Source organism: Chloroflexota bacterium, from assembly GCA_035652535.1.
Lineage (GTDB): Bacteria > Chloroflexota > UBA6077 > UBA6077 > SHYK01 > DASRDP01.
The window spans coordinates 1-21,679 of record DASRDP010000083.1; the positions used below are offsets into that span (position 1 = coordinate 1).

Sequence of the window (21,679 nt, forward strand, 5' to 3'; positions counted from 1 at the left end):
GCAATGATACGACGCGCGCTGGGCACCCGCCGCCTCGGACCACGACGCTCAGCTCCGTATCGACCTCGGCGGCGTCCGACTCCACGTACGCCAGGGCGATGGGGCGCCGAAGCGTCGGCGAGAACGTCCCGCTCGTGACCGCGCCCACCGGCCTCCCGTCGCGCTCCACCGCGCATCCGGCACGGGGAATGGCGCCTTCCTGGAGCGCCAGGCCCACCAGGCGTCGACTCGGCGGCACCTCAGCCAGCGCCGCCAATGCGTCGCTTCCCACGAACGGACCCTTGCCCAGTCGCACTACGCGCCCGAGCCCCGCTTCAAACGGTGTTACGTCTTCGGTCAGCTCGTGGCCGTAGAGCGGCATGCCCGCCTCCAGCCGCAGCGTGTCCCGCGCTCCGAGGCCGGCCGGCCGAACGCGCGCATCCGCCTCCAGCATTTCCCAGAGCGCAGCCGCCTCCGGGGTTGGCACCATTATCTCGAATCCATCTTCCCCGGTATAGCCCGTCCGGGCCACGGTCACCGGCGTCGCATTGGTCCGTAGGTGGCACTCCGCCGCATGGTAATAACGCAGGGCGGGGAGGTCCGCGTCGACGACCTCCCGGAGCACCGCCTCGCTCGCCGGTCCCTGCAGGCCGATCAGGGCCAGATCGAAGGTGTCGTCCCGCAGGCTCGCGTCCAGCTCTGCGCGCTCACCGAGGCTCGCCAGGTGCGCGAAGACCCGTTCTCGATTGCCAGCGTTGACGACGAGGAGCCACCAGGCCCCCATCCGGTACACGATGAGGTCTTCGATCACCCCACCCCGTTCATTACAGAGGAGCGAATACTGGGCCGCGCCGGGCGCGAGCCGGCTCGCGTCGTTCGTGGTCGCGCGCTGAACCATCGTCCCGCCGTCCGATCCGTCGATGCGCAACCGGCCCATGTGGGAAAGGTCGAAGAGGCTCGCCGCCTCGCGCGTATGGAGGTGCTCGGCCACAATGCCCGTGTACTGGATGGGCATGAGCCACCCGGAAAAGGGGGCCATGCGCGCGCCCAGGCGCTCGTGGACGGCCGCGAGGGGAGTCCGCCGGAGCGCCTCGTCACTCATGAAACGACGTGCGCCTCCTGGAGCCGCTCGAAGATGGTGCGCGTGGCGCGGGAGCGATTCAGGGTGAAGAAGTGGACCCCAGGAGCTCCACCGGCCAGCAGCGTGCGGCACTGGTCGATCGCCCATTCGACGCCCGTCGCCGTGACCGCTTCGTCGTCCTCGCGCACCCGGTCGAGGCGCTCCCGCAAAGCCGGGGGAATGCGCGACCCGCACATCGCGGCGATACGCTCGATCTGCGCGACGTTCGTGATGGGCATGATCCCCGGGACGATGGGCACGTCGATGCCCGTCCCCCGCGCCCGCTCGACGAATGCGAAATAGTCCGACGGATCGAAGAAGAGCTGGGTGATCAGGAAATCGACGCCGGACGCCACCTTCTCCTTCAGGTGGCGCAGGTCGGTCTCCCCATCCGGCGCTTCCTGATGCGTCTCCGGATAACAGGCGCCGGCAAGGCAGAAGTCCCAACGGCTCCGGATGAACCGCACCAGTTCCTGCGCGTAGCCGAAACCATCCGCGGGCCGCACGAAGTGCGTCTCCCCCCGCGGCGGGTCGCCGCGCAGCGGCAGGACGTTCTCGATCCCGCGATCGCGGATCTGGTCGAGGATCTGCGCGATCTCGCCGGCGCTGTGCCCCACGCAGGTCAGGTGGGCCATCGTCTCCAAACCGATCTCCTCTTTGATTCGGGCGACGAGATCGATCGTCAGCTCGCGGGTGCTGCCCCCTGCGCCATAGGTGACCGAGACGAACGATGGATGCAGCGCGGCCAGCTCCCGCGCGGTCGCCAGGAGGTCGCGCACCCCCTCCTCAGTCTTTGGTGGGAAGAACTCGAACGAGAAGACCGCCCTGCCAGTGCGAAAGGCGTCCGCAATACGCATAGACAGATATCGTACCCCATGGTTGACTTAGAATCTGTCAGCCAATTGCCCTCCGCCGGGACGGGGGAGGAAGGGAGTGGGACTGTGGCGCGCTCGTACCGGCGCGTCTCCGGCGACAGCCACCTGCAGGTGCCCGCGGACGCGTGGACCCACCGCGTCCCCGCCGCCTACCGGGACCAGGCGCCCAGGCGTGTGAAGCGACCGGACGGGGGCCAGGCGATCGTGGCAGCCGACGGATCGGCCTACTTCGGCGCGACCGGCAGCTACGCGGGCCACACGCCCGAGACATTCGACCCTATGGTGGCCTTCGACTTCGATACCGCCGTCGGCGCAGGTCCACCGGCGCAGCGGATCGCCGAGCAGGATCGGGACGGCGTGGACGCCGAGTTGCTCTTCCCCGGCACGTCCGCCATCCACGGCATCGCGGCGGCCGACCGCCCGGCCTACCTGGCGATGGTTCGGGCCTACAACGAGTACCTCGCGGAGGAGTACTGCGCGATCGCCCCGGACCGCCTCTTCGGGGTGGGCATGCTCCCGACGAAGGACGTCGACCTGAAAATTCAGGAGATGGAGCGCTGCAAGCGGCTGGGGCTGCGGGCGGTGGGCCTTCACGATCTCCCGTCCGGCCAGACCTACCCTACGGTCGAGGACGATCGGTTCTGGGCGGCGGCGCTCGATCTCGGCATGCCCGTCTGCATCCACACGACGATCTCGCGGCGGAGCGGGCAGCTCTTCCAGTACTCGCGCACGCCTGCCTCCGAGCGGCCGCCGGACGATTTCATCGACCGGCTCTACCGCCACGCCAACCCGTCGCGCTGCGGCGCCCTCACAGCGTGCCAGCTCGTCTTCGCCGGCGTCTTCGACCGCTTTCCGTCCCTCCAGATCTACTGGGCCGAAAACAACGTCGGGTGGATCCCGTTCTACTTCGAGCAGCTCGACGCGGAGTATGCGAAGAACCACGTCTGGGCGGAACGGCACTTCGGGATCCCGCGCCTCGCGCGGCGGCCCAGCGAGATCATTCGCGACCACAGCTCCTGGGGCTTCTACGATGACCGGATCGGGATCAAGCTCCGCTACGAGATCGGCCCCGACCGCATCGTGTGGGGGAGCGATTTTCCCCACGTCGTCACGGCGTGGCCGAATTCGAGTCGGCTCCTCGCCGAGCAGATGGCGGACGTCCCGACCGCTGAGCGGCAGGCTATGGAAGCCGGGAACCTCCTGCGGTTCCTGGGAATCGATGTGGACCGGCGCCGAGACGCGACACAGCCGGTGGGAGGAGAACCGTGAGCTATCAAGGGCACCCCGTCGTTGACATGGACTCACACATCCGCGAGTACGAGGATTTCGAGCGAACCTTCGGCCCACACATGGATCCGGCCTACCGGGAGCCCTACGAGCGGCTTGCCCGGGCTATCACGGCGCGCCAGGGACTCCCCGGCGAGCAAGTGCTCTTCATGAACTCGCGTGCGGTCCTCGCACCCACGCCGCCCCGCCGCCCGCTCGGCGTAGCCGACATCTTTCCCGTCGACCGACCGCAGCCGCAGGGCTCCGCCCTCGGCCAGGACGTCGAGGTGGACCGCGCCTGCAACTGGGACCCGGCGATCCGGCTCGCCGACATGGACACCGCCGCGATCGACGTGAGCGTGCTGTTTCCCAGCCAGGCGGACGGCTTCTGCGTCCTCCGCGACGTCGGATTCGAGCGCGCGCTTCACCGGGCCTATCACCGGTTCGTCAGCGACTACTGCGCCGCTGGCAACGGCCGCCTCCGCTGGGTCGCCAACGCCACGATGCGGGACCCGCGAGCCACGGCCGAAGACCTGACCGACTGGTGCAAGCGCGACGCCAACCTCGCCGGCCTCTTCATCCCCCGCGCCTGTCCGGATGGCACGCTCCTCGACAACCCCGCGCTCTACCCCATCTTCGCCTGCGCCCAGGAGCTGGACCTGCCACTCTTCATCCACGGCGGAACCCTCCGCCCGCCGCTCACCCCCGGTGCCCGCGAGCTGGACAACGCCGGATTCATCATCAACGCCGTCTACCACGCGTGGGGTGGCATGACGGCCATGGCCGCACTGATCGGAGGCGGCGTCTTCGACGAGTTCCCGCGCCTGCGCGTCGGACTCTTCGAGAGCGGCGGCGGCTGGATGCCCTGGCTGGTCGAGAAGCTGGATGACGCGTACACCCCATCGTCCGCGATGACGCCGAAGCTGCGGCGCAAGCCGTCGGACGTCGTCGCTGAGGGACGGATCTTCTGTTCGTTCGACCCCGGCGAGGAGTACACCGCCCACGCGGTCGATCGGCTCGGAGAGCAGATCTGGCTGCTGGGCACCGATTATCCACACCAGGGCTCCTGCTTCCCGGAGGGTGTCGCGCGGATCGCCGGGAACGCGCAGCTTTCGGAGAGCGCCAAGCTCCAGATCCTCGGGGGGAACGCCCTGCGGATGTGCCCCCGCATCGCGTCCGCCTTTGCGCCGATGGCCCCCGCCTGACATCCCGACCGGACGTTCACAGAACTGTCACGCCGACCCGGCGCTGGCGAGCTATCGACCAAATACACGTAAATCACCGGCCATTTGCTTCAAGTGCTAAGAATTCTCGTTACGACTCTAAAGAATCTATGACAGACTCGCCCTGGTAGGCTGGACACAAGGGCGCCCACCAGTGTAGACCCGTAGGTGGGGATCGGTGCATCCCCCAGCGGTGGCACACACCGGGGGGCCTATGGCACGGACGACGATTCGACTCGTCGCCACCTTCATCATCATGGTCGGCGTCACCGTCCTGGCGGGGGCGATCTCTCCCCTCGGCGGGGCCGGGCGCATCGCGGGATACACCCCGCAGGCTCCCCCGGCACGCGATTCGTCCACGCCGGCCGACACTTCCGGGTCCGACCAGCTGGCTCCCGCGGACGGCGCTTCCGACAACGCGACCGACGAGCCCGCCAGTAGCGCCGAGCCCGATGAAGCGTCTGATGCGTCTTCCCCCTGCATGATCGCGCAGGATTGTGCGGTCGACGAAGCGGCACTCGATGCCGATTCGATCGGAGCAGACCCAACGGTCACCGATCAAGCCCTCGATGACGCCAACGACGATTCCACCGCCGACGATGCCGCGATGGACGATTCCCCCACCGAAGAGTCCCAGGCAGACGCCAGCGGCGCTCCAGAAGAGGAGGTCGACTCTGACACCGATGCGGCGCCGGTCGATCCGTCGACCGAACCGTTGGGCGCTTCACCCGTTGGCGAGACAGCGCCATGATGGACGCCCTCGCCGCGCAGAAACCATCCGACGGCCGCGCGGCGGCCACATTCGACGACCGGACGGATCCGAATCTCGGGTTCGGGAAAGGGAGATCCCCATGCTGCGGCCAGTGATCAGCATGCTTTTTGCAGTCGTGCTCATCCTTCCCGGTGGCCTCCTCCCAGCGGCCAATATCGCCCCGGTGGCGCATGCCGCCGGCCATGACAGCACGAAGGGGAACGGGGGCGGGCGCGGAGGCGGCCACCAGGCAGATGACAGTTCGCCGAGCCCTCAGATGAATCAGAGCGGAGGCGGCGGCCGTCAAGCCGATCCGCCGGGCCGCCAGAGCGCGCAGCCGCAACAGGCGCCGCGCATCGATCCTCCGGCCCAGCAGGATCTTGCGCCGCAGCCGGCCCGTCACTTCGATGCGCCCGCCCGCCAGGACCCAGCGCCCCAGCCTGCGCGGCAGGTCGACCCGCCCGCGCAGCAGGACCCCGCTCCGCGCCCGGCGTTCCACTTCGAGCAGCAGGTTCATCAGGCACCGGCTCCTCAGACGGCTCCACGGTTCGACCCGCCCGCCCACCAGGACACGCCGAGCCAGGTCGCGCCGCCCGATCCACCGGCGCCGCGCACGTTCCATCAGCAGGTCGCGCCGCCTGCGCCGCGGGTCCACGAGGACCCGGCGCCAATGACGCAGCCGAAGAGCGACCCGGCGCCGGCTCATCGTCAGGCGCAGCCAGCGACCGTCGTCGATCCGCCGACGATCCACGACGCGGCCCCGGACCGCGCGACGGCCGCGACAGCAGACCCACCGCGTGGCCACGCTTCCGCCGAAGAACAGAGTGTGCGAGGCGCCGCTACGTCCCGGCGGTCGGATCCACCCGCAATCCGATGGGACGGCCTGGACACCGTAACCTGGACGCCGTCGCGAACCCAGGTCGCCGAAAGCATCCTCGACCTCGTCTCGGCGCCGGTGGACAGCCGGGGCCGCCGACAGGCAGCCGCAAGAGCCGCGATGAGCGACCCGATCACCCTCGACCCGACCGCGACCATCACGCTGGATTGGTCACCGGCGCAGACGCAAATCGTGATCGCGATCCTCCAGGGGGTCACCACGCCAACGGCGACGAGCCTCCAAAACGGCATGAGCCCCATCTCCATCGTCATCCAGACACAGCCGACGACGACACCCTCGCTCGCGTCGCTCCTGGCGACGCCAGTCCCATCGACGGCCGTGATTCTGCCGAGTAGCTTCCCAACCAGTCTCAGCTCACCGTCCCTCGCGTACACCACCGCGTTTCCGTCGGGCCCCTTCGGCTATGGCCGCGCCTATGCGTACGGCAGCCCATACCCGTACACCTACCCAACGTACGCATACCCGACCTACGCCAATTCCGCCGCGCTGAACAGCTCAACGGCGAACGGCTCGCCATGCACGATCTTCTCGTCGGGCACGCCGTTCCTCGGCGTCGTGATCGACGGCGTCTGTTACGCGCCGTGGGAGGTTCCGAGCAACCTGCTGAATCAGATCACAGCCCTCTCAACGCCCCTGACGTCGCCGGTGATGTCGCAGCTGTTCGGCCCGGCCTATGCTCCGTCTTACGTCTTCAACCCCTACGGAAACCCGTACGCGCAGCCCATCGTTTCGCCTCCGACGTACCAAAGCGCGCCCTACATCGGATCCCCACCGATCATGCCGACCGCGTACGGCTTCGCCAGCACGCCGCCGTATGCGTCGAGCCCCTTGTATCCATACGGCTATGCGCCATACGGTACGAGCGCATTCAGCATGGGACCCACGGGGTCGTACTCCCTTCCGTATGTGTCCCCCGGCGCTCCATACGTGTCGCCGCCGTATGCCTATGGGATGCCACTCGGCCTTCCGCCCTATGCCATGTCCCCCGGTGGCGCCTATGGAGCCAGCCTCACGTATCCTGTCGGCTCCCTGGCGTTTGGAGTCAATCCGCTCCTCGTCAACGCGGGATACATGCCTCCGCAGCTCGGCCAGCCGATGGCCTTCGGCGTTCCAACCCCCTTTGTCGGGGCGGCGCAGCCCCAGATGCTGGCGCTGGCGCCGCCATCCGCGCTAGCGATGGCTCCGTACGGGCTCGGGGCAATTCCGTCGGGCCCGTCGGCCGCGACGGCGACGAGCGCACCGCCGGCGGCCCTACAGCCGCCCGGGAGCGCGGTCCAGGCGAGCGGGTTCCCCGAGTCGGCCGCGTCGTCCTATCCCGCGGCGGCGCCATCGTTCGTTGCATCGCCCGCCGCCGGCGCGGCGCCAGAGCTGGCCGAGGCAGCGCCCCTGCCCCCGCCGCTTCCGGTACCCGGCGCAATCGCCGGGCCGGGGATCGCAGCGCCGGCAGCGGTCGCGGCGCAGCGGCTCCCGTCGACGGGCTCGCCGCCCACGGAATCGCCTTTCCCGTCGCAGGCAGGAACCCTCATCGCCTTGTTCGCCATCGTCGCCGGCGTGGGGATCTGGCTCTGGAGCTTCGGCCGGCGCGTCGGGTAACTGTTCCTAGAGGAGGTTCAGTACGTCGGCCACCAAGTAGACGCACAACGCCGCCGCGGCCGCCCAGATGCAGACCACCACGGCCGCGGCGGCGCGGCTTGTCGGCCGCTCGGTCGCTCCGCTCGCCCGCTCGCGACAGTCGGCCATGACCGGCCCCGGGATCATGCGCACGGCGAGGGCGAGCCCGACGGGCACGAGGATCAGATCGTCCAGGTATCCGACGACGGGAATGAAGTCGGGGATGAGGTCGATCGGGCTGATCGCGTAGGCCACGACCGCCGCCGTCAGCGCCCGGACATACCACGGCGTCCGGGGATCGCGGCACGCAAGGTAGAGAGCGTACGTATCCCGCTTGATGGATCGAGCGCGCCGCCGAAGCGCGTCGATCCCCACCGCCTTCGACAAGCTCATCAACCCGGCCGGGCCACGGTCCGACGTGCGAGCGCCTGGCGGAATCGCTCGCGCGCGTCAACGCTCCGCAGGAGCCGGAAATCGTCCGGCACGTTCAGTCCGCCGGGCTCCACCTTCAGGTCCACGAAGACCGGCCCCTCTTCCCGCAGGACCGCGCCGACCGCCGCGCGCCACGCCTCGATCTCATGAAATTCGTACGCGCGCGGATACCCGGCTGCCAACGCCATGTCGGCGAAGCTGAAGCGGCCGGCGCCGGGGACCGGGATCGCGCCATTCGTTTCGTAGGTGCCATTCTCGCACACGCAGTGGACCAGATTCTTTGGAGCCGCGTTCGCGATGGTGACGAGCGACCCCAGGTTCATGAGCAGGCTCCCATCGCCGTCGAGCACGACGACGCGCACGTCCGGCCGTCCGAGCGCGAGACCCAGCGCATGGGAAGACGCCTGGCCCATGGCCCCTGCGAACGTGTAATTCAGGTCGCTGGGCGCGATATGGATCCATTCCTGGGCCGCCTTGTACACGGCCACCACGACCTCGTCGTCCCGTTGGCGCGCGAGGGCCTGGAGGGCCTCGTCCCGCTTCATCATGGCTAGCGCGGCTCCTGGCCGATGAGGATCGCCACGGGCGCCAATCGCCCGTACGCATCCTCGATGGCGGGGACGATGCGCGCCACGTCCTCGGGCTCTTCCACGAGCTGATGGCGGACGCCCATCGCATCGAGGATCGGCTCCACGATCCGGACGCCATACTGCTTGGACCGCGTCGGCGCCACGCCCCGCTCCTTTCCCAGCAGGCCCACCATCATACACACGGGGAACTCGTTCTCGACAGCCGTGCCGCGCACCGCGTTCAGCGAATCCAGCAGCCCGGTCTCCTGCATCAGGAGCAGCGCGCGCTCGCCCGCGCAATAGAGCCCGCTACAGACGCCAACGCCCTCATCCTCCTTGCACACCTGAACCACGCGCAGGTCCGAATCGGCGAGGAGACCACGCAGAAGAACGTGGCTCGTCGTAGCGTCGGGCAGGGCCGCGACGAAGCGCACGCCAGCGCGCTTGATCTCGCGAATGATCGCGTGCGCTTCGAGCTTCCCGCCATCCGCCCCAATTGCCGGTTCGGCCGATGTACCTTCGCCACGTTCCATGCGAGCGTCCGGGCTAGTCCCCTTCGTAGGTCCACTGGTACGTGGGATCGCGGTAGGCCCCCTCCGGCATCGCGCTCTTCAGCCCGCGCCGGGCAAGCTCTTCCTCGAAGCGCTTCCGAATCGCGGGGTCCTCGTCCGGGTACTCGATCTGGTCCCGCAGCCGGTCGTCCAGCCGCTCGCTGGTGAACCCTCGCACGCCGTGGAACGCCAGGTAGCGACCGGGCGCCTGGCCCACATTGAAGTGCTGGTGGTACCACCGATTCGGTGGGACGAATACGCTCGCCTCGTGCCAGGGAATGAACACTTTGTCTTGTCCCTCGGGCCACATCACCGAGAAGCCCTCCCCCGCCGGAATGACAATGACGGTGCCCGGTCCGTGGCGGTGGGCTTTCTTGTAGGTGAGCGCCGGGAAGACGGACATGTGGGCCACGAACGTCGATCCGGGAAAGCGAATCCAGACGACGTGTCCGCCAGCGCCGCGATTTCGGAACGGCACGAGCCGGTCCCAGGCGCGCATGTCGGGGAAGAAGTTCCCCACCCAGAAGGCCATGCCCTCGCTCAAGCCGGGCGTCGCCCCTTCGCCCGGTCCCATGACCTTCGCCTCCGAATACGCCTCGCCACCCAGCGCCGCCAGCACGTCGAGTGTTCCGCCCGGATTGTTGAAGAAGGCCTCGGGGTCGGGAAGGCAGTTCATCGCCATCGGGAGATAGTTGAAATGCAGGAGACGGAGCGGGTTCACACCCGATGCGTTGCTGAGCTGATAGGTGGAGTTGCGCGGGATGAGGAAGAGGCTGTGGTCCTGGAACTCGAAGGTCCGCGCGTCGCGCTCGTCGGTCGTCCAGACGCGCGCCAGGCCGCGGCCACTCGCGACGTACACGATCTCGTCGAGCCCGAACTTCCACGCGGGCAGCGTCTTGCCCGGCTCGATCTCCGAGACGCGCGACTCCGTCACGTTCTCGTTGCCCGCGAGCTTCAGGACGGCCGCGTAGCACTGCCGCTCCGACCACCACCCCAGCTCCAGCGTGCGAACGTCCTCCACGTAGTAGCCGGTGTACACGGGAATCTTGAGAGACTCGACGTACAGGTCGTACGCCGAGACGTAGTCGATGGAGATCTTCTTCAATCGCTCCGCGAGCTCGACCTGGGTGGCTTGAGCCATGGCTCCCCTCCGTTTACTTCGTCTGGTACACGATAGAGCGCTCCCCCGCGTCGGTCAACCGACCGCGCTCGCCTCCATGAACGATCACTGAGTTTGGTGCGATCAGCGAATTTCAAGTCCTGACCCACGTACTCGAGGGGACGGTCACACTGAGGAAGACACGGGCCGAGGACTGGCGTCACGACGACAGGACAGGCGGCGCGCTGCGCCTAACCTGCGCGGTCTGGGCGCACGCCGGGTCGTCGCAGCATCGAGGACGTCGCCTCCGCTGAGCGCGCGACGGCCGATCGCATCAACAAGACCGGAACCGGCGAGCGATGCAGCACCGCCGCTGATTCGCTCCCCAGGAAGAGTCGCGGCACGCCGCTCCGGCCGTGGGTGGACATGGCGATCACATTCGCGTCGAAGGCGGTCACGGCGCCGAGGATGACGTCCGCGGCCTTGCCCACGCGGACGTCGCTCCAGACCTCCACCGCGTCGCCATCGACGCGCTTGCTCGCGGCCGCGAGATAGTCCCACAGCGCGTCGACGTGCCTGCGGGTTCGTGATCGCGGGACGGACTCGGCTGCCTCCACGGCGCGCACGAGGATCACCTGCGCCCCGAGGGCTCCCGCGATCTCGCCCGCCGGGCCAAGGATCTCTTCGGAAATCGCGGAGCCGTCGAGCGGAAGCACGATGCGGAACTCCGTCTCCTCGTTCCACGCGATCCGGACATGGGCGGGAATCACGAGAACGGGGATCGAGACGTGGCGAATCACCCAATCGGCGACGCTGCCGAAGGTCAACCGGCCGAGATCGCCGCGCGCGTGGGACGCCATCACGATGAGTTGCGCATCGGCGTGCTCGGCCGCTGAAACGATGGCCGGCCCCGGCTCACCGTCGACAATGTCCCAGACCCCGGGCACCCCGGCTCGGAGGGCTTCGTCGGCGAGTGCGCTCAATCGCTGGCGCGGCTCTTCCGTCACCTCTTCGTTGTAGAGCTGCGCCTCCGCGTCCGGTAAACCCGACATGTGAACGGCCTGCATCAGGATCAGCCGAGAGCGAAGGCGGGCTGCCAGCGTCAACGCGTACGGGAATGCGCGGGATGCGAGCACGGACCCGTCGTGCGGAACGAGAATCGGATCGAACATCAGGTGTCGGCTCCGGCTATCGAACGCGGGTCAGCACACTTCTGATGTACGCGCCCACGTCACAGAGGCAGCGTACCGGCGCTGAATCGCGCGTGACCACGCGCCCCAGGGTAGGCCCAACCTGTCCCATCGGATGGGAAACGCGTCGGATTGGCCGATGTCACGCCGGTGTACCTCGGCGCCTGTCTGGCGCGGCTCGCCCAGAATCAAGGCGACGTTAGCCCAACGCATCCGGTGGCGCAGGCCGCGCAGCATCTCGTGGCCGGCTGCGAGGACCTCGACGAGGACGCCTTCGGCGAGTGTGTTTCGGCGGGAGCGCCGACCGGCGTGCCCCCACGGGCCGCCCGCGGCGGTGCCGGGTTCCGGCGGCGGCCCGCTCGGCTCGACCGGCAGCTCGTCGACGTCCGGAGGCCCGGCGGACAAGCGGGGGAGCCCGCGCTCGCGGTTGTCAGGCCACGAGGTCGAGCTTCTTCGCGATTCCGCCCAAATTGATCCCCCACCCCACGCCGAAGGCGTGCGGGGTCAGGACCTCCGGGCTCTCGGTGTTCCAGAATTCGTCGCGAATCCGCTGGATCGTCGGGGGGCGAAAATCGTAGGGGACGAAGCCCATCACGCGACCGTGCCAGGTACGTTCATCTGGCGGCCGACGCAGCTCCTGCACGATGGCCGCGAGGGCGAGACCGATTCCGGCGAGCGTCGCGAGGCCCTGAAGCCCCTTGACCTCGATTTCCACCCCACTGATTTTCAGCTCGATTTCCATGGCACGCCTCGCCGTCGCAGGTGTGTCCCTCTCACCATTGTATCGGGCGGTGCGTCCGCCGCTTCCAAGGCTCGGGGGTCCATGCCGAACGAGCCACCAGCGCGAAGTCCTGGGCGGGGCATCCTCGCCGATATCGGGACGAGCGCGCGTTAGCGGGTCTCCGCGGGCCAGATAGCGATGTTTTGCCCATGCGGGCGCAGCCACACGTCCTGGCCCTCTGAAATCTTCTCGTCCCGGCGTCCATACACGAGAAGGGGAGGCTGCTCGGCTGCCACCACCCGGTACTCGGTCCGTTCGCCGACGAAGAGGCGCGCCTCCACGGTGCCGCGCATGGTACCGGCCGGGGGCTCCGTTGCCTCCGCCGCCTCGAGCTTGATGTCCTCTGGTCTGATCGCCAGGTGGACGACCTCTCCGGTTTCCAGGCCGCGAACGTCATAGCTCCAGCCGAAGAGGACGCAGTTCTGCGCGCCACTGATGCCGACCGCCACCTGGCCATCGGGGCCGGTCGCGGAGACGCGACCGATGAGGAGGACCGTTTTCCCCAGGAAGTCGCGCACGAACGGGTTGGCCGGCTTCTCGTAGAGGATCTCTGGCTTTCCAATCTGCTGGACTTCGCCGAGGTTCATCACGGCGACGCGGTCCGACAGACTCAGCGCCTCCACCTGGTCGTGCGTCACGAAGACGACCGTGATTCCCAGGCGATGCTGGAGCAGCTTCAGCTCCACCCGCATCTGGTCACGTAGCTTGGCGTCGAGATTGCTGAACGGCTCATCCAGCAGCAGCACCTCCGGCTCGTAGACGAGCGCCCTGGCGAGCGCCACGCGCTGCTGCTGGCCTCCGCTCAGCAAGGGCGCCGGACGCCTCTCCAGCCCGCTCATCCCGACCAAATCCAGCGCCGCGGAGACGCGCTCGCGGACCCGTTCCTTGGACAGGTGGCGGAGCTTGAGTGGATAGGCGACGTTCTCTTCGACCGTCATGTGGGGCCAGATAGCGTAAGACTGGAAGACCATGCCGACGTTCCGCGAGTTGGCGGGCACGAACAGCCGTTGCGCCACGTCCACCATCGGCCGGTCGCGGAAGTAGATTGCACCGGAGTCCGGCTCCTCGAGGCCAGCAATGAGCCGGAGCGTCGTGGTCTTGCCGCTTCCACTTGGTCCCAGAAGCGTAAATATGGCGCCCTCCTGGATTTCCAGCGACACATTCTTGACGGCCTGGGCTCCGCCCTCGAACCCCTTGGACACGTTCTGGAGACGTACCATCACTCGGTCCTCAGCGGACGAGCCTTCGTTCCCAGGCCCTCGTGCCCCGCCGGTCTCGGGCCCGCCGTCTGTCCGGTCGCTCGACGCCATGATGCTCGTCGCCTCCGATCCGCCTATCCTAGAGAACGCGACTGAGACCCACCCGGAAGCCCAGCAGGCGGGCGATGACCGCGACACCGATGCTCAAGATGACCAGCATGATGCCGATGATCGAGCTGCGCTCGGCATCCCCGGCGAGGACGAATTCGAGCTGCCGTAGCGCCAGGGGCTTGCTGGCCGGCGACGCCAGCAGCGCCGGCAGGATCGCGTTGCTCGCGGCCACGACGAAGCTGAAGACCCACAGCACGACCATCGTGGGAGCGAAGAGCGGCACGACGATCGTTCGCGCCGTCGTGAGCCAGCTCGCTCCGGCGACCTGAGACGCCTCCTCCAGCTCGGGCCCGAGCTGGAGGAGGCCCGCCTTCATGAGCTGAACGGCGAGCGTCATACCGCTCAAGCCCGACACCAGGATCAGCGCCCAGATCGAGCCGGCCAGGTTGTTGAGGATGGGCGTCCGCAGAAAGATCCAGAACCACGCCAGCGCCAGCAGGATGCCCGGGAGCGCAGCCGGGATCCACGTGAGCGTGTCCAGCACGTCTCGCAGCGGGAAGCGCCACCGCACCAGGACGTATGCGACGGTGCTGTACAGCGCCACCGAAAGCGTCGCCCCTCCGACGGCCAGGGAGAGCGTGTTTCGGACCAGGCCCAGCAGCGCGGGGTCTCCCAGCACAGCGGACCAGTTCTCCACGGTGAAGGCGCCGTCGGGCACCTCGAACACGCCGTAGATCTTCATGAAGCTGCCAAGCAACAGGAACACGACGGGCACGAGCGTCATGAAGAGACCGGCCACCAGAACGAACCCAAAAGCCGGCCAGCGCCAGCCGCGCAGCCGGGTCGGCTGCGGCTTGTACGAGCTGGTGATGGTCGTGAACTGACGCGCCGACGTGAGCCGCCGGTGCACGATGATCAGCGGCACCATGAGCAGCATGACGTATGTGCCCATCGCCGTGGCGGCGCCGTAAAAGGGCGGCTCCTCCCGAGTCAGGTCGAAGATCTTCGACCCGAACACGAAGAGACCGACCGGCATCCCCAGGATCAGCTCGATCTCCACGGCTTGAAACGCGCGCACGAGCGCCAGCACCATGACCGTCGCAAGCGCCGGGGCGAGCGCGGGCACCGTCACGCGCCACAACGTTCGCAGCGCGCTCGCACCGCTGACCGTCGACGCCTCCTCGAGGGAGGCGTCCAGGTTCCGGAATGCCGGGGTAAACAACATGACCTTGATCGCGATGGTGGACGTGACCAGGTGCATCCACACGATGCCCCAGAACGAGAAGATGTTGAAGGGCCCGGCGCCAGCGGGCACGAACGGCAGCCGGTGGACGAGCGCGTTCACCAAGCCGTAGTTTGGGTCGAGAAGGAGGATCCACGCCTGCACCGTGGGAATGATGGGGAGGAAAAAGGCGACCCAGAAGAAGAACTCCAGCGCTCGCGCGCCCGGTATGTCGGTGCGTCCCAAGAGCCACGCGATGACGATCGCGATTGGCAGCGAGATCGACTGGTGGACCAACGCGAGCAGCAGCGTGTTCCGCATGGCCTCGATCATGCTCCGATCGAGAAGGGCAAACCGCCAGGCGTCGAGTCCGTATTGCGGTGTCTGCCACGGCCTGGAGAGCACGAAGCTGTTGATCAGCAGCAGCACGATCGGATAGATCACGACGAACGAGAGAACGGTGACGGTGCCGGCGATCAATACTGGCCGCGCGCTCAAGCGCGATCGGCCAACCTGGACGCGCACGGTGAGAACTGCCACGATGAGCCTCTAGCGTCGACTCGATTCCGGTCGCTTACCGCCCAAAGACTTCCAGCCCCGTGTCCTGAGCCACCTTCCGCAGCCAGAAGTTCTGGCGCGTGTGGATCGAGATGTAGGTCTTCCCTTCCTCGATGGGGGCCCAAAGGGCAGCCTGGGCGCCCATCTGTCGATACTCCTTGGCGCACCAGTCCTGAAGGTCGGCTCGGCGACTGCACGTCGAGTCCTGATCCGGATCGGGCCAGGCCATCTGACCCTCCTTGCTCAGCAGCCAGTTCACGAACACCTTCGCCGCGTTGGGGTGCGGCGGGTTGTTGGCCACGGAGAGCATGCCGTTGGCGCTGCCCCCGCCGAACCAGCCGTCGATGGTGCTCTTCGTCTTCCCTGCGCCGCAGCACGTCGGCTTCAGACGGTCCGCGTATTCCGGCGCGATCCCGGGGTTGAAGACGTCCCACTCCTGGATGTTGAGCCCTACGCCCTGAGCGTGGAGATCCGGAATCCGCGCGCCCACCGAGATCAGGCAGGCCCCCCGCAGCGTGTCCTGGGTCAGCTTCGTGAAGTCGCGGGTGACCACGATGTCCAGCTCCGTGAACAGCCGCCGCAGCATCGCTGAGCCGTACATGCCCGCGATCTGGCCGAAGTTCGCATCCGCTGCGCCCTCGACACGGGGGTCGTAGGTGCAGAACTTGCCCTTCAGCTCCGGGATGGTGAACACGTCCTCGATCTTGTTCAGTCTGCTCTCCGGCAGCACGTCGCGGTTGACCCACCACGCTGAGCCCAGCGAAAGTGTGGCCTGATGGTGGATCTTGTACTTCCTCGTGTCTTGGTCCACCCAGATGTCGCCGAACCCGCCCACCCAGGTTGAGTCCTGCGTGAGGTCGGGCATGATGAAATACTGGTTGAGGTCGCCCAGAACGCCGGCTTTGTCAAGCTCTTCGGAGATCCCCGAGCTGCCGCCCAGAAGAATGATGTCCCAGTTGTACTGGTGGGCAGCGTATTCTTCTGGCAGCCGCGAGACGATGGTCGCGGCCGTCAGCTCGGTGAACTCCACGTGCCCGCCCGTCAGGTCGGCGAACGCCTTCTCGAAATGCGGGATCTCGTGGGAGGTGCTCGATCCGCTGAGAATGTTGATGGTGCCCTCTTGCCGCGCCGCCTGGAGCACCCGCTGCCATTCCGCTTGCGGGTCCGCCACGGCGGGCGCGGGCCCAGCCGGGGCAGCGCCGGGCCTTCCGCATGCCCCCAACACGACTGCGCTAGCGGCGATGCTCCACAGTTGGATCCACCGATTCGCGTGCACGCTCTCCCCTCCTTCTTTCCGATCAGGTCGTGTCTGCCCAGCCCAATGATCGCGCAATGGGGACTGATTTAGCGGCGCGGAGCCAGGGAAGGGCGGGCGGTCGATTCACCTTCAGGCTCCCTGCAAACCGGGGCGTAGAGGAGGAGCGCCATGCCGCGCCGCGTGTCTTTTGATGCAGCGCGAATCGTAGCTGACCGAGCGGGCCCGGTCAACTTCTCGATCTGGCGGACGCGCTGCCTGGGGGCCGTGATTGGTGAGCCGGTTGTGAGGTGGGTTCGAGCCCGACGTGGCGCCGGGAAGCGCATAATGACTTCCGGGGAACGGATCCCCGGTGCCAAGGAGACTACGCCGTGGACGCGGCAGGACCCAGCGCGAAGCCCGAGGCCTCGACCCACGCCGGCGAACACCCCCACCGCGCGCTCCCCCACGCGCGCCTGCTGGTCTGGGTCGGGGCCACCCTCCTCCTCGCGGCCGGCCTCATCGGCCTGCGGCTCTGGGTCGCCAGCCATAGTGCTTCGCTGGCCGAGGTCACCGAGTCCGCTCCGCCAATCACCGTCGCGGCGCAAGGCGACATCGCTCGGGCCACCCCACCGGCCCTTCCGTCCCTCCGGAATTACACGGTCATGGCTGGCGACTCCCTCACCTCCATCGCGGCGGCCTTCGACACCACCCCGGATGCTGTCAGCGCCCTGAACGACCTCGACGATCCCGACGTGATCAGCATCGGGCAAGAGTTGATGGTGCCGGCCGAGGGAAGCACGTTGGTTTCCGCGGACCCGACGGCGGATCTCAGCTCGATCGCGCGGAGCTATGGTCTGGATCCCGCCCTCCTCGCCGCCTATAACGGGCTCGACGCGAGCCGTATTGACCAGCCGCTGGGGCGCACCGGACTGCTCGTCCCGTTGGAGGTCGCCGGTCAGAGCGCGGCCGCGTCTCTCGCCGATTCCTCGGCCTCGAGCGCGACCTACACTGTGGTGGAGGGTGACTCCCTCTTGTCCATCGCGGCCCAGTTGAACGTGGACCCCGATGACCTGGCCTCGGCCAACGACATCGCCGATCCCGACCTGATCGTGGCCGGAGACGAGCTGCGGATCCCCGGCAATTGAATGCGACGGGTTGGGATTTCCTATCGTAACACGATATAGTTACCGGCAGTGAGCCACGGCGAGCTCGCTCAGAACGAGTACCGGGCGCTGGCGGAGTTCCGCTTCCAGATCCGCAAGTTCCTACGGTTCAGCGAAGACGCCGCCCGCCAGGCAGGCCTCGAACCCCAGCAACACCAGGCACTTCTCGCCCTGACTGGCATGCCAGCGGGGCAGCGACCAACGGTGAGCGCGCTGGCGGAACGCCTGCAGATCCGCCACCACAGCGCCGTGGAGCTGCTGGATCGCCTGGTCCACAGCGGACTCGTTGTGCGCACATCGGATCCGTCGGACCACCGACTGGTCCTCCTGTCGCTCACCCCGAAGGGTGAATCGACCGTGCACCGCCTCGCCCTCGTCCATCGGGCGGAGCTGGAATCGGTTGGTCCAGCGCTGGTGCGGGCGCTCCAAGCGCTGCTTGCCGCGGATCAATCGAGCGCGCCGGCCCAACCCCACGCGTCCTCATCATTGGTACGGAGAAGCCATGGCAGGAGCAGAAGTGGACCGCCACCGGAGCGCGCGCCTCCCTGAGCTGGGGCGGCGGGTCCTCGACCTCGCCGCCCGTCTCGGACACAACGAGTCGACCGGCCGTTTGGGCGACTTCACCACCACGGGCCGAGTCGTCCCGATCTCGATCCTGGCGACCGGCATCGGCGCCCTGAGCGCGTTCGTCGCGTTTGGACTCCTTCGCTTGATCGGGCTTTTCACCAACATATTCTTCTTCGGCCGCATCGATACCGCGCTCGTGTCGCCGGCCGGCAACCAGCTCGGCGCTGGTGAGATCGCCATCCCGGTCGCAGGCGGGATCCTCATCGGGTTGATGGCGCGCTTCGGGTCGGAACGCATTCGCGGGCACGGCATTCCGGAGGCCATCGAGGCGATCCTGATCAACGGGAGCCGAGTCGATCCCAAGCTGGCCATCCTGAAGCCCCTCTCTTCGGCCGTCTCCATCGGATCCGGCGGCCCGTTCGGCGCTGAAGGGCCGATCATCATGACCGGAGGCGCGTTTGGCTCCCTCATCGGACAGCTCTTCCATCTCACCGGGGCCGAGCGCAAGACCGTCCTCGTGGCGGGCGCCGCCGGCGGCATGTCCGCGACGTTCGCGTCGCCGGTGGCCGCGGTTCTCCTCGCCGTGGAGCTGCTCCTTTTCGAGTGGAAGCCCCGCAGCGTCATTCCAGTCGCCCTCGCCAGCACCACCGCCGCCGGCGTTCGCGCCCACCTCTTGGGCACCGGTCCGCTATTTCCCGTTCCTGACCATGCGGCCTTCATCGGCATCCATGGGCTGGCGGCCTGTGCGCTCGTGGGTCTGTTCGCCGGGGCCGGGTCCGGCATGCTCACGTTCGCCGTCTACAGCTCTGAGGATGCCTTTCATCGGCTTCCCATCCACTGGATGTGGTGGCCCGCGATCGGCGGGCTGGTCGTCGGCGCGGGTGGTCTGCTCTTCCCTCAGGCCCTCGGCGTCGGATACGACACCATCGGGTCGCTTCTCCAGGGCAGCGTGACGGGAACCGTCGTCCTCGGCGTGCTCATCGTGAAATCGGTGATCTGGGCGATTTCGCTCGGCTCCGGGACTTCCGGCGGGGTCCTGGCGCCGCTCCTCATGATCGGCGGCGCACTGGGCGCGCTGGAGAGCACGTTCCTGCCCGGCGAGGGACCGGGTTTCTGGCCCCTCGTCAGTATGTGCGCGATGCTGGGCGGCACGATGCGCTCGCCCTTCACCGCGGTCGTCTTCGGGCTCGAGCTGACCCACGATGTCAACGCCATGCTCCCCCTGCTGGTTGCCGTGGTGGTCGCCCACGGATTCACGGTGCTCGTCTTGCGGCGGTCCATCCTCACCGAAAAGGTCAGCCGGCGGGGCTACCACATCGCCCGGGACTATTCCACCGATCCACTCGAAACCCATGTGGTGCGGGAAGTCATGCGCACCAATCCACTCACCTTCGCTGTGGGCCAGACGGTCGAACAAGCGGCGCAGCACTTGGACAATATCCCCGACGCGCGGAAACAGCGCCTGTTCCCGGTCGTGGATGATCGGGGCCGCCTCATCGGCGTGGTGACCGACTCGGAGCTAACGGACGCGGCCAACGAAACCGCGGACCGGGGAAGGTCGGTAAACGTCGGCGCCATCGCCCACGTGCGAGCCGTTATCGCGTATTCCGACGAGACCCTCCGCGCGGTCGCGTTCCGGATGGCGGCATCTGGGCGAACCCGTCTCCCCGTCACCGATCGGCTGTCCTCCCAGCTCCTCGGCTTGATCTCCGTGAGCGATCTCTTGAAAGCCCGCGCCGTGCACTGGCATGAAGAGTCGCGGCGCGAGCGCGTTCTCGCGGCCATTCCAGTCCTTCGTTGGTCTCTTCGTGCGAAGGGCAGGGAGATCGGCGCCGACCAGCTCGCCTGAGTAGCCACCGATACCAGACGGTAGGGCGGGGGATAAAACCCCCGCCGTGACGTGGAGCATCGCGTTCGGCCGGCCGGGAACGAGCCCCAGTCCAACCGGACGGGAAGGGCACGGTCGAGGGGACTGCATTTCCGCCGCGGGCGGCAGGCTCCGCGAGATTCGCGCGTCCGGGATATGCTTCACCGGGCGGCGGGCAACCCCGGGCGCCGGCTACGATGCGATGGAGGGTTCGACATGGCGATCGACGCGAGCAAGGCAACCGATACCACGCGCGCGGTGGCTCGGCAGGTCAGCGCATATGACCAGTGGATCCAGTCGATCGGGATCCCCATCCACAAGGGCTACTTCCAGGAGGACCTGCGCACGGTTCCCCTCGGCGAGTGGGAAGAGCGCGAGTGCAACGCCGCCATCATCCAGCTCGCGGGCCAGGAGGGCGTCACGGAGGGCCGGGTGACCGAGATAGCGCCCGGCCAGACGCTGCCCCCCGTGCGCTTCGCCTTGGACGAGGCGGTCTACGTGCTCGATGGACGCGGCCTTGCCACCGTTTGGGCGTCGGAGAATGGACCCAAGCGTACGTTCGAATGGCAGAAGCACAGCCTGTTCATGCTCCCGCGCAATCACACCTACCAGCTCTCCAACGTGCAGGGCCACGCCACCGCTCGCCTCCTGCACTACAACGCGCTCCCCACAGCGATGGCCATCGTCCCGGATCCGAAGTTCTTCTTCAACAATCCATATATCGACGACAGCGTCCTCGCCGGAGAGGACTTCTACTCCGAAGCGGTCATCGGCACGTCGACGAGCCTGCGCGGTCAGCGGGCGATCTGGCGGGGGAACTTCTTCCCCGACATGCGCGCCTGGGACCGTCTCGTTCCCTTCAAGGGACGCGGCGCCGGCGGACACGTCGTCTGGATCGAATACCCGAAGTCGCCCCTCACGAACCACATGTCCGTCTTCCCGGCCCGGAGCTACAAGAAGGCCCACCGCCACGGGCCAGGCGTCCAGATCGTGATCCCGGCGGGTGAGGGCTACTCGATCATGTGGCCCGAGGGCGAGGAGAAGGTGATCATTCCGTGGCACGAGGGAAGCACCTTCGTGCCGCCGGATCGCTGGTTCCACCAGCACTTCAACATCGGCGGCGAGCCGGCGCGCTACCTGGCGTTCCACACGCCCCGTGGAATCGGCCGCTACTCGGAGCGGGTGGAAGACCTCGCGCGCGACCAGATCGAGTATCCGGACGAGGAGCCCTTCATTCGCGAGAAGTTCGAGTCGGAGCTGGCGAAGCGCGGCCTGAAGAGCATCATGCCGGAGGTCGCGTACCAGGACCGCAACTACGAGTGGGACTACGAGGAGGAAGGCTGAGGCACTCGCCCGCTCCTTCTCCCTCCCCTGCCGCAGCAGGGGAGGCGAATTCTGACTCCCTCCCCC

At 67.5% G+C, this 21,679-nt stretch carries 19 protein-coding genes; 8 read left to right on the forward strand and 11 right to left on the reverse strand.

Features of this window, described 5'->3' with window-relative positions; translation table 11 throughout:
* Both gcvT and metF read right to left on the reverse strand, forming a co-directional pair.
* On the reverse strand, positions 1-1,081 hold a 1,081-nt coding region (gcvT, locus tag VFC51_09305; GenBank protein HZT07214.1), incomplete at its 3' end, for a glycine cleavage system aminomethyltransferase GcvT.
* Complete coding sequence (gene metF, locus VFC51_09310) at positions 1,078-1,956, reverse strand: methylenetetrahydrofolate reductase [NAD(P)H] (protein ID HZT07215.1); 879 nt, start codon at positions 1,954-1,956, stop codon at positions 1,078-1,080. The genes gcvT and metF, both read right to left, overlap by 4 nt.
* A gap of 84 nt (positions 1,957-2,040) precedes the next feature.
* On the opposite strand from metF, the gene VFC51_09315 reads away from it, so the two are divergent.
* The 4 genes from VFC51_09315 (at position 2,041) to VFC51_09330 (ending at position 7,705) form a co-directional block, all read left to right on the forward strand.
* Positions 2,041-3,243, forward strand: coding sequence for an amidohydrolase family protein (locus VFC51_09315; GenBank protein HZT07216.1), 1,203 nt, complete (start codon positions 2,041-2,043; stop codon positions 3,241-3,243).
* Positions 3,240-4,445, forward strand: a complete 1,206-nt coding sequence (locus VFC51_09320) for an amidohydrolase family protein (protein ID HZT07217.1) — start codon at positions 3,240-3,242, stop codon at positions 4,443-4,445. The genes VFC51_09315 and VFC51_09320 overlap by 4 nt, the downstream gene beginning before the upstream one ends.
* Before the next feature lie 232 nt (positions 4,446-4,677).
* Positions 4,678-5,214 (forward strand): hypothetical protein, encoded by a 537-nt coding sequence (locus tag VFC51_09325; GenBank protein ID HZT07218.1) that lies wholly within the window; start codon positions 4,678-4,680, stop codon positions 5,212-5,214.
* 100 nt (positions 5,215-5,314) lie between these two features.
* Complete coding sequence (locus VFC51_09330; GenBank protein HZT07219.1) at positions 5,315-7,705, forward strand: hypothetical protein; 2,391 nt, start codon at positions 5,315-5,317, stop codon at positions 7,703-7,705.
* Positions 7,706-7,711: 6 nt separating this feature from the next.
* Here VFC51_09330 and VFC51_09335 read toward each other — a convergent pair whose 3' ends face one another.
* From VFC51_09335 to VFC51_09375, 9 genes are all read right to left on the reverse strand, one after another.
* Positions 7,712-8,116, reverse strand: a complete 405-nt coding sequence (locus tag VFC51_09335) for a YkvA family protein (protein ID HZT07220.1) — start codon at positions 8,114-8,116, stop codon at positions 7,712-7,714.
* Positions 8,116-8,703 carry a thiamine pyrophosphate-dependent enzyme gene (locus tag VFC51_09340; protein ID HZT07221.1) on the reverse strand — a complete coding sequence of 196 codons (588 nt, stop codon included), beginning with the start codon at positions 8,701-8,703 and terminating at the stop codon, positions 8,116-8,118. The genes VFC51_09335 and VFC51_09340 overlap by 1 nt, the downstream gene beginning before the upstream one ends.
* A gap of 2 nt (positions 8,704-8,705) precedes the next feature.
* The gene (locus tag VFC51_09345; GenBank protein ID HZT07222.1) at positions 8,706-9,257 is read right to left on the reverse strand and encodes a decarboxylase; all 552 of its coding nucleotides are present in this window, start codon (positions 9,255-9,257) and stop codon (positions 8,706-8,708) included.
* A gap of 13 nt (positions 9,258-9,270) precedes the next feature.
* The gene (locus VFC51_09350; GenBank protein HZT07223.1) at positions 9,271-10,416 is read right to left on the reverse strand and encodes a cupin domain-containing protein; all 1,146 of its coding nucleotides are present in this window, start codon (positions 10,414-10,416) and stop codon (positions 9,271-9,273) included.
* A gap of 209 nt (positions 10,417-10,625) precedes the next feature.
* Complete coding sequence (locus VFC51_09355) at positions 10,626-11,546, reverse strand: universal stress protein (protein HZT07224.1); 921 nt, start codon at positions 11,544-11,546, stop codon at positions 10,626-10,628.
* A gap of 448 nt (positions 11,547-11,994) precedes the next feature.
* Entirely contained in the window at positions 11,995-12,306 is a 312-nt protein-coding gene (locus VFC51_09360; protein ID HZT07225.1) for a hypothetical protein, read from the reverse strand.
* Between the two features lie 149 nt (positions 12,307-12,455).
* A complete protein-coding gene (locus tag VFC51_09365) occupies positions 12,456-13,565 on the reverse strand; it encodes an ABC transporter ATP-binding protein (GenBank protein ID HZT07226.1) in 1,110 nt (369 codons plus the stop codon).
* Between the two features lie 118 nt (positions 13,566-13,683).
* Entirely contained in the window at positions 13,684-15,417 is a 1,734-nt protein-coding gene (locus VFC51_09370) for an iron ABC transporter permease (GenBank protein ID HZT07227.1), read from the reverse strand.
* A 34-nt stretch (positions 15,418-15,451) separates the two neighbouring features.
* Complete coding sequence (locus VFC51_09375) at positions 15,452-16,711, reverse strand: hypothetical protein (protein HZT07228.1); 1,260 nt, start codon at positions 16,709-16,711, stop codon at positions 15,452-15,454.
* 350 nt (positions 16,712-17,061) lie between these two features.
* Between VFC51_09375 and VFC51_09380 the strand changes: the two genes are divergently transcribed.
* The 4 genes from VFC51_09380 to VFC51_09395 all read left to right on the forward strand — a co-directional run bounded on the left by VFC51_09380 (position 17,062) and on the right by VFC51_09395 (position 21,613).
* Entirely contained in the window at positions 17,062-17,817 is a 756-nt protein-coding gene (locus tag VFC51_09380; GenBank protein ID HZT07229.1) for a LysM peptidoglycan-binding domain-containing protein, read from the forward strand.
* Between the two features lie 198 nt (positions 17,818-18,015).
* Positions 18,016-18,384, forward strand: coding sequence for a MarR family transcriptional regulator (locus VFC51_09385; protein ID HZT07230.1), 369 nt, complete (start codon positions 18,016-18,018; stop codon positions 18,382-18,384).
* Positions 18,338-20,251, forward strand: coding sequence for a chloride channel protein (locus tag VFC51_09390; protein ID HZT07231.1), 1,914 nt, complete (start codon positions 18,338-18,340; stop codon positions 20,249-20,251). Before VFC51_09385 ends, VFC51_09390 begins: the two co-directional genes overlap by 47 nt.
* Before the next feature lie 234 nt (positions 20,252-20,485).
* Positions 20,486-21,613 carry a cupin domain-containing protein gene (locus VFC51_09395; GenBank protein ID HZT07232.1) on the forward strand — a complete coding sequence of 376 codons (1,128 nt, stop codon included), beginning with the start codon at positions 20,486-20,488 and terminating at the stop codon, positions 21,611-21,613.
* The last annotated feature ends 66 nt before the right edge of the window (positions 21,614-21,679 follow it).

Bases quoted from the DNA above. Each gene is read 5' to 3' on its own strand.
- metF (HZT07215.1), bottom strand. From the start codon at position 1,956: ATGCGTATTGCGGACGCCTTTCGCACTGGCAGGGCGGTCTTCTCGTTC.
- VFC51_09325 (HZT07218.1), top strand. From the start codon at position 4,678: ATGGCACGGACGACGATTCGACTCGTCGCCACCTTCATCATCATGGTC.
- VFC51_09330 (HZT07219.1), top strand. From the start codon at position 5,315: ATGCTGCGGCCAGTGATCAGCATGCTTTTTGCAGTCGTGCTCATCCTT.
- VFC51_09335 (HZT07220.1), bottom strand. From the start codon at position 8,116: ATGAGCTTGTCGAAGGCGGTGGGGATCGACGCGCTTCGGCGGCGCGCT.
- VFC51_09340 (HZT07221.1), bottom strand. From the start codon at position 8,703: ATGATGAAGCGGGACGAGGCCCTCCAGGCCCTCGCGCGCCAACGGGAC.
- VFC51_09345 (HZT07222.1), bottom strand. From the start codon at position 9,257: ATGGAACGTGGCGAAGGTACATCGGCCGAACCGGCAATTGGGGCGGAT.
- VFC51_09350 (HZT07223.1), bottom strand. From the start codon at position 10,416: ATGGCTCAAGCCACCCAGGTCGAGCTCGCGGAGCGATTGAAGAAGATC.
- VFC51_09355 (HZT07224.1), bottom strand. From the start codon at position 11,546: ATGTTCGATCCGATTCTCGTTCCGCACGACGGGTCCGTGCTCGCATCC.
- VFC51_09360 (HZT07225.1), bottom strand. From the start codon at position 12,306: ATGGAAATCGAGCTGAAAATCAGTGGGGTGGAAATCGAGGTCAAGGGG.
- VFC51_09365 (HZT07226.1), bottom strand. From the start codon at position 13,565: ATGGTACGTCTCCAGAACGTGTCCAAGGGGTTCGAGGGCGGAGCCCAG.
- VFC51_09385 (HZT07230.1), top strand. From the start codon at position 18,016: ATGCCAGCGGGGCAGCGACCAACGGTGAGCGCGCTGGCGGAACGCCTG.
- VFC51_09390 (HZT07231.1), top strand. From the start codon at position 18,338: ATGGCAGGAGCAGAAGTGGACCGCCACCGGAGCGCGCGCCTCCCTGAG.
- VFC51_09395 (HZT07232.1), top strand. From the start codon at position 20,486: ATGGCGATCGACGCGAGCAAGGCAACCGATACCACGCGCGCGGTGGCT.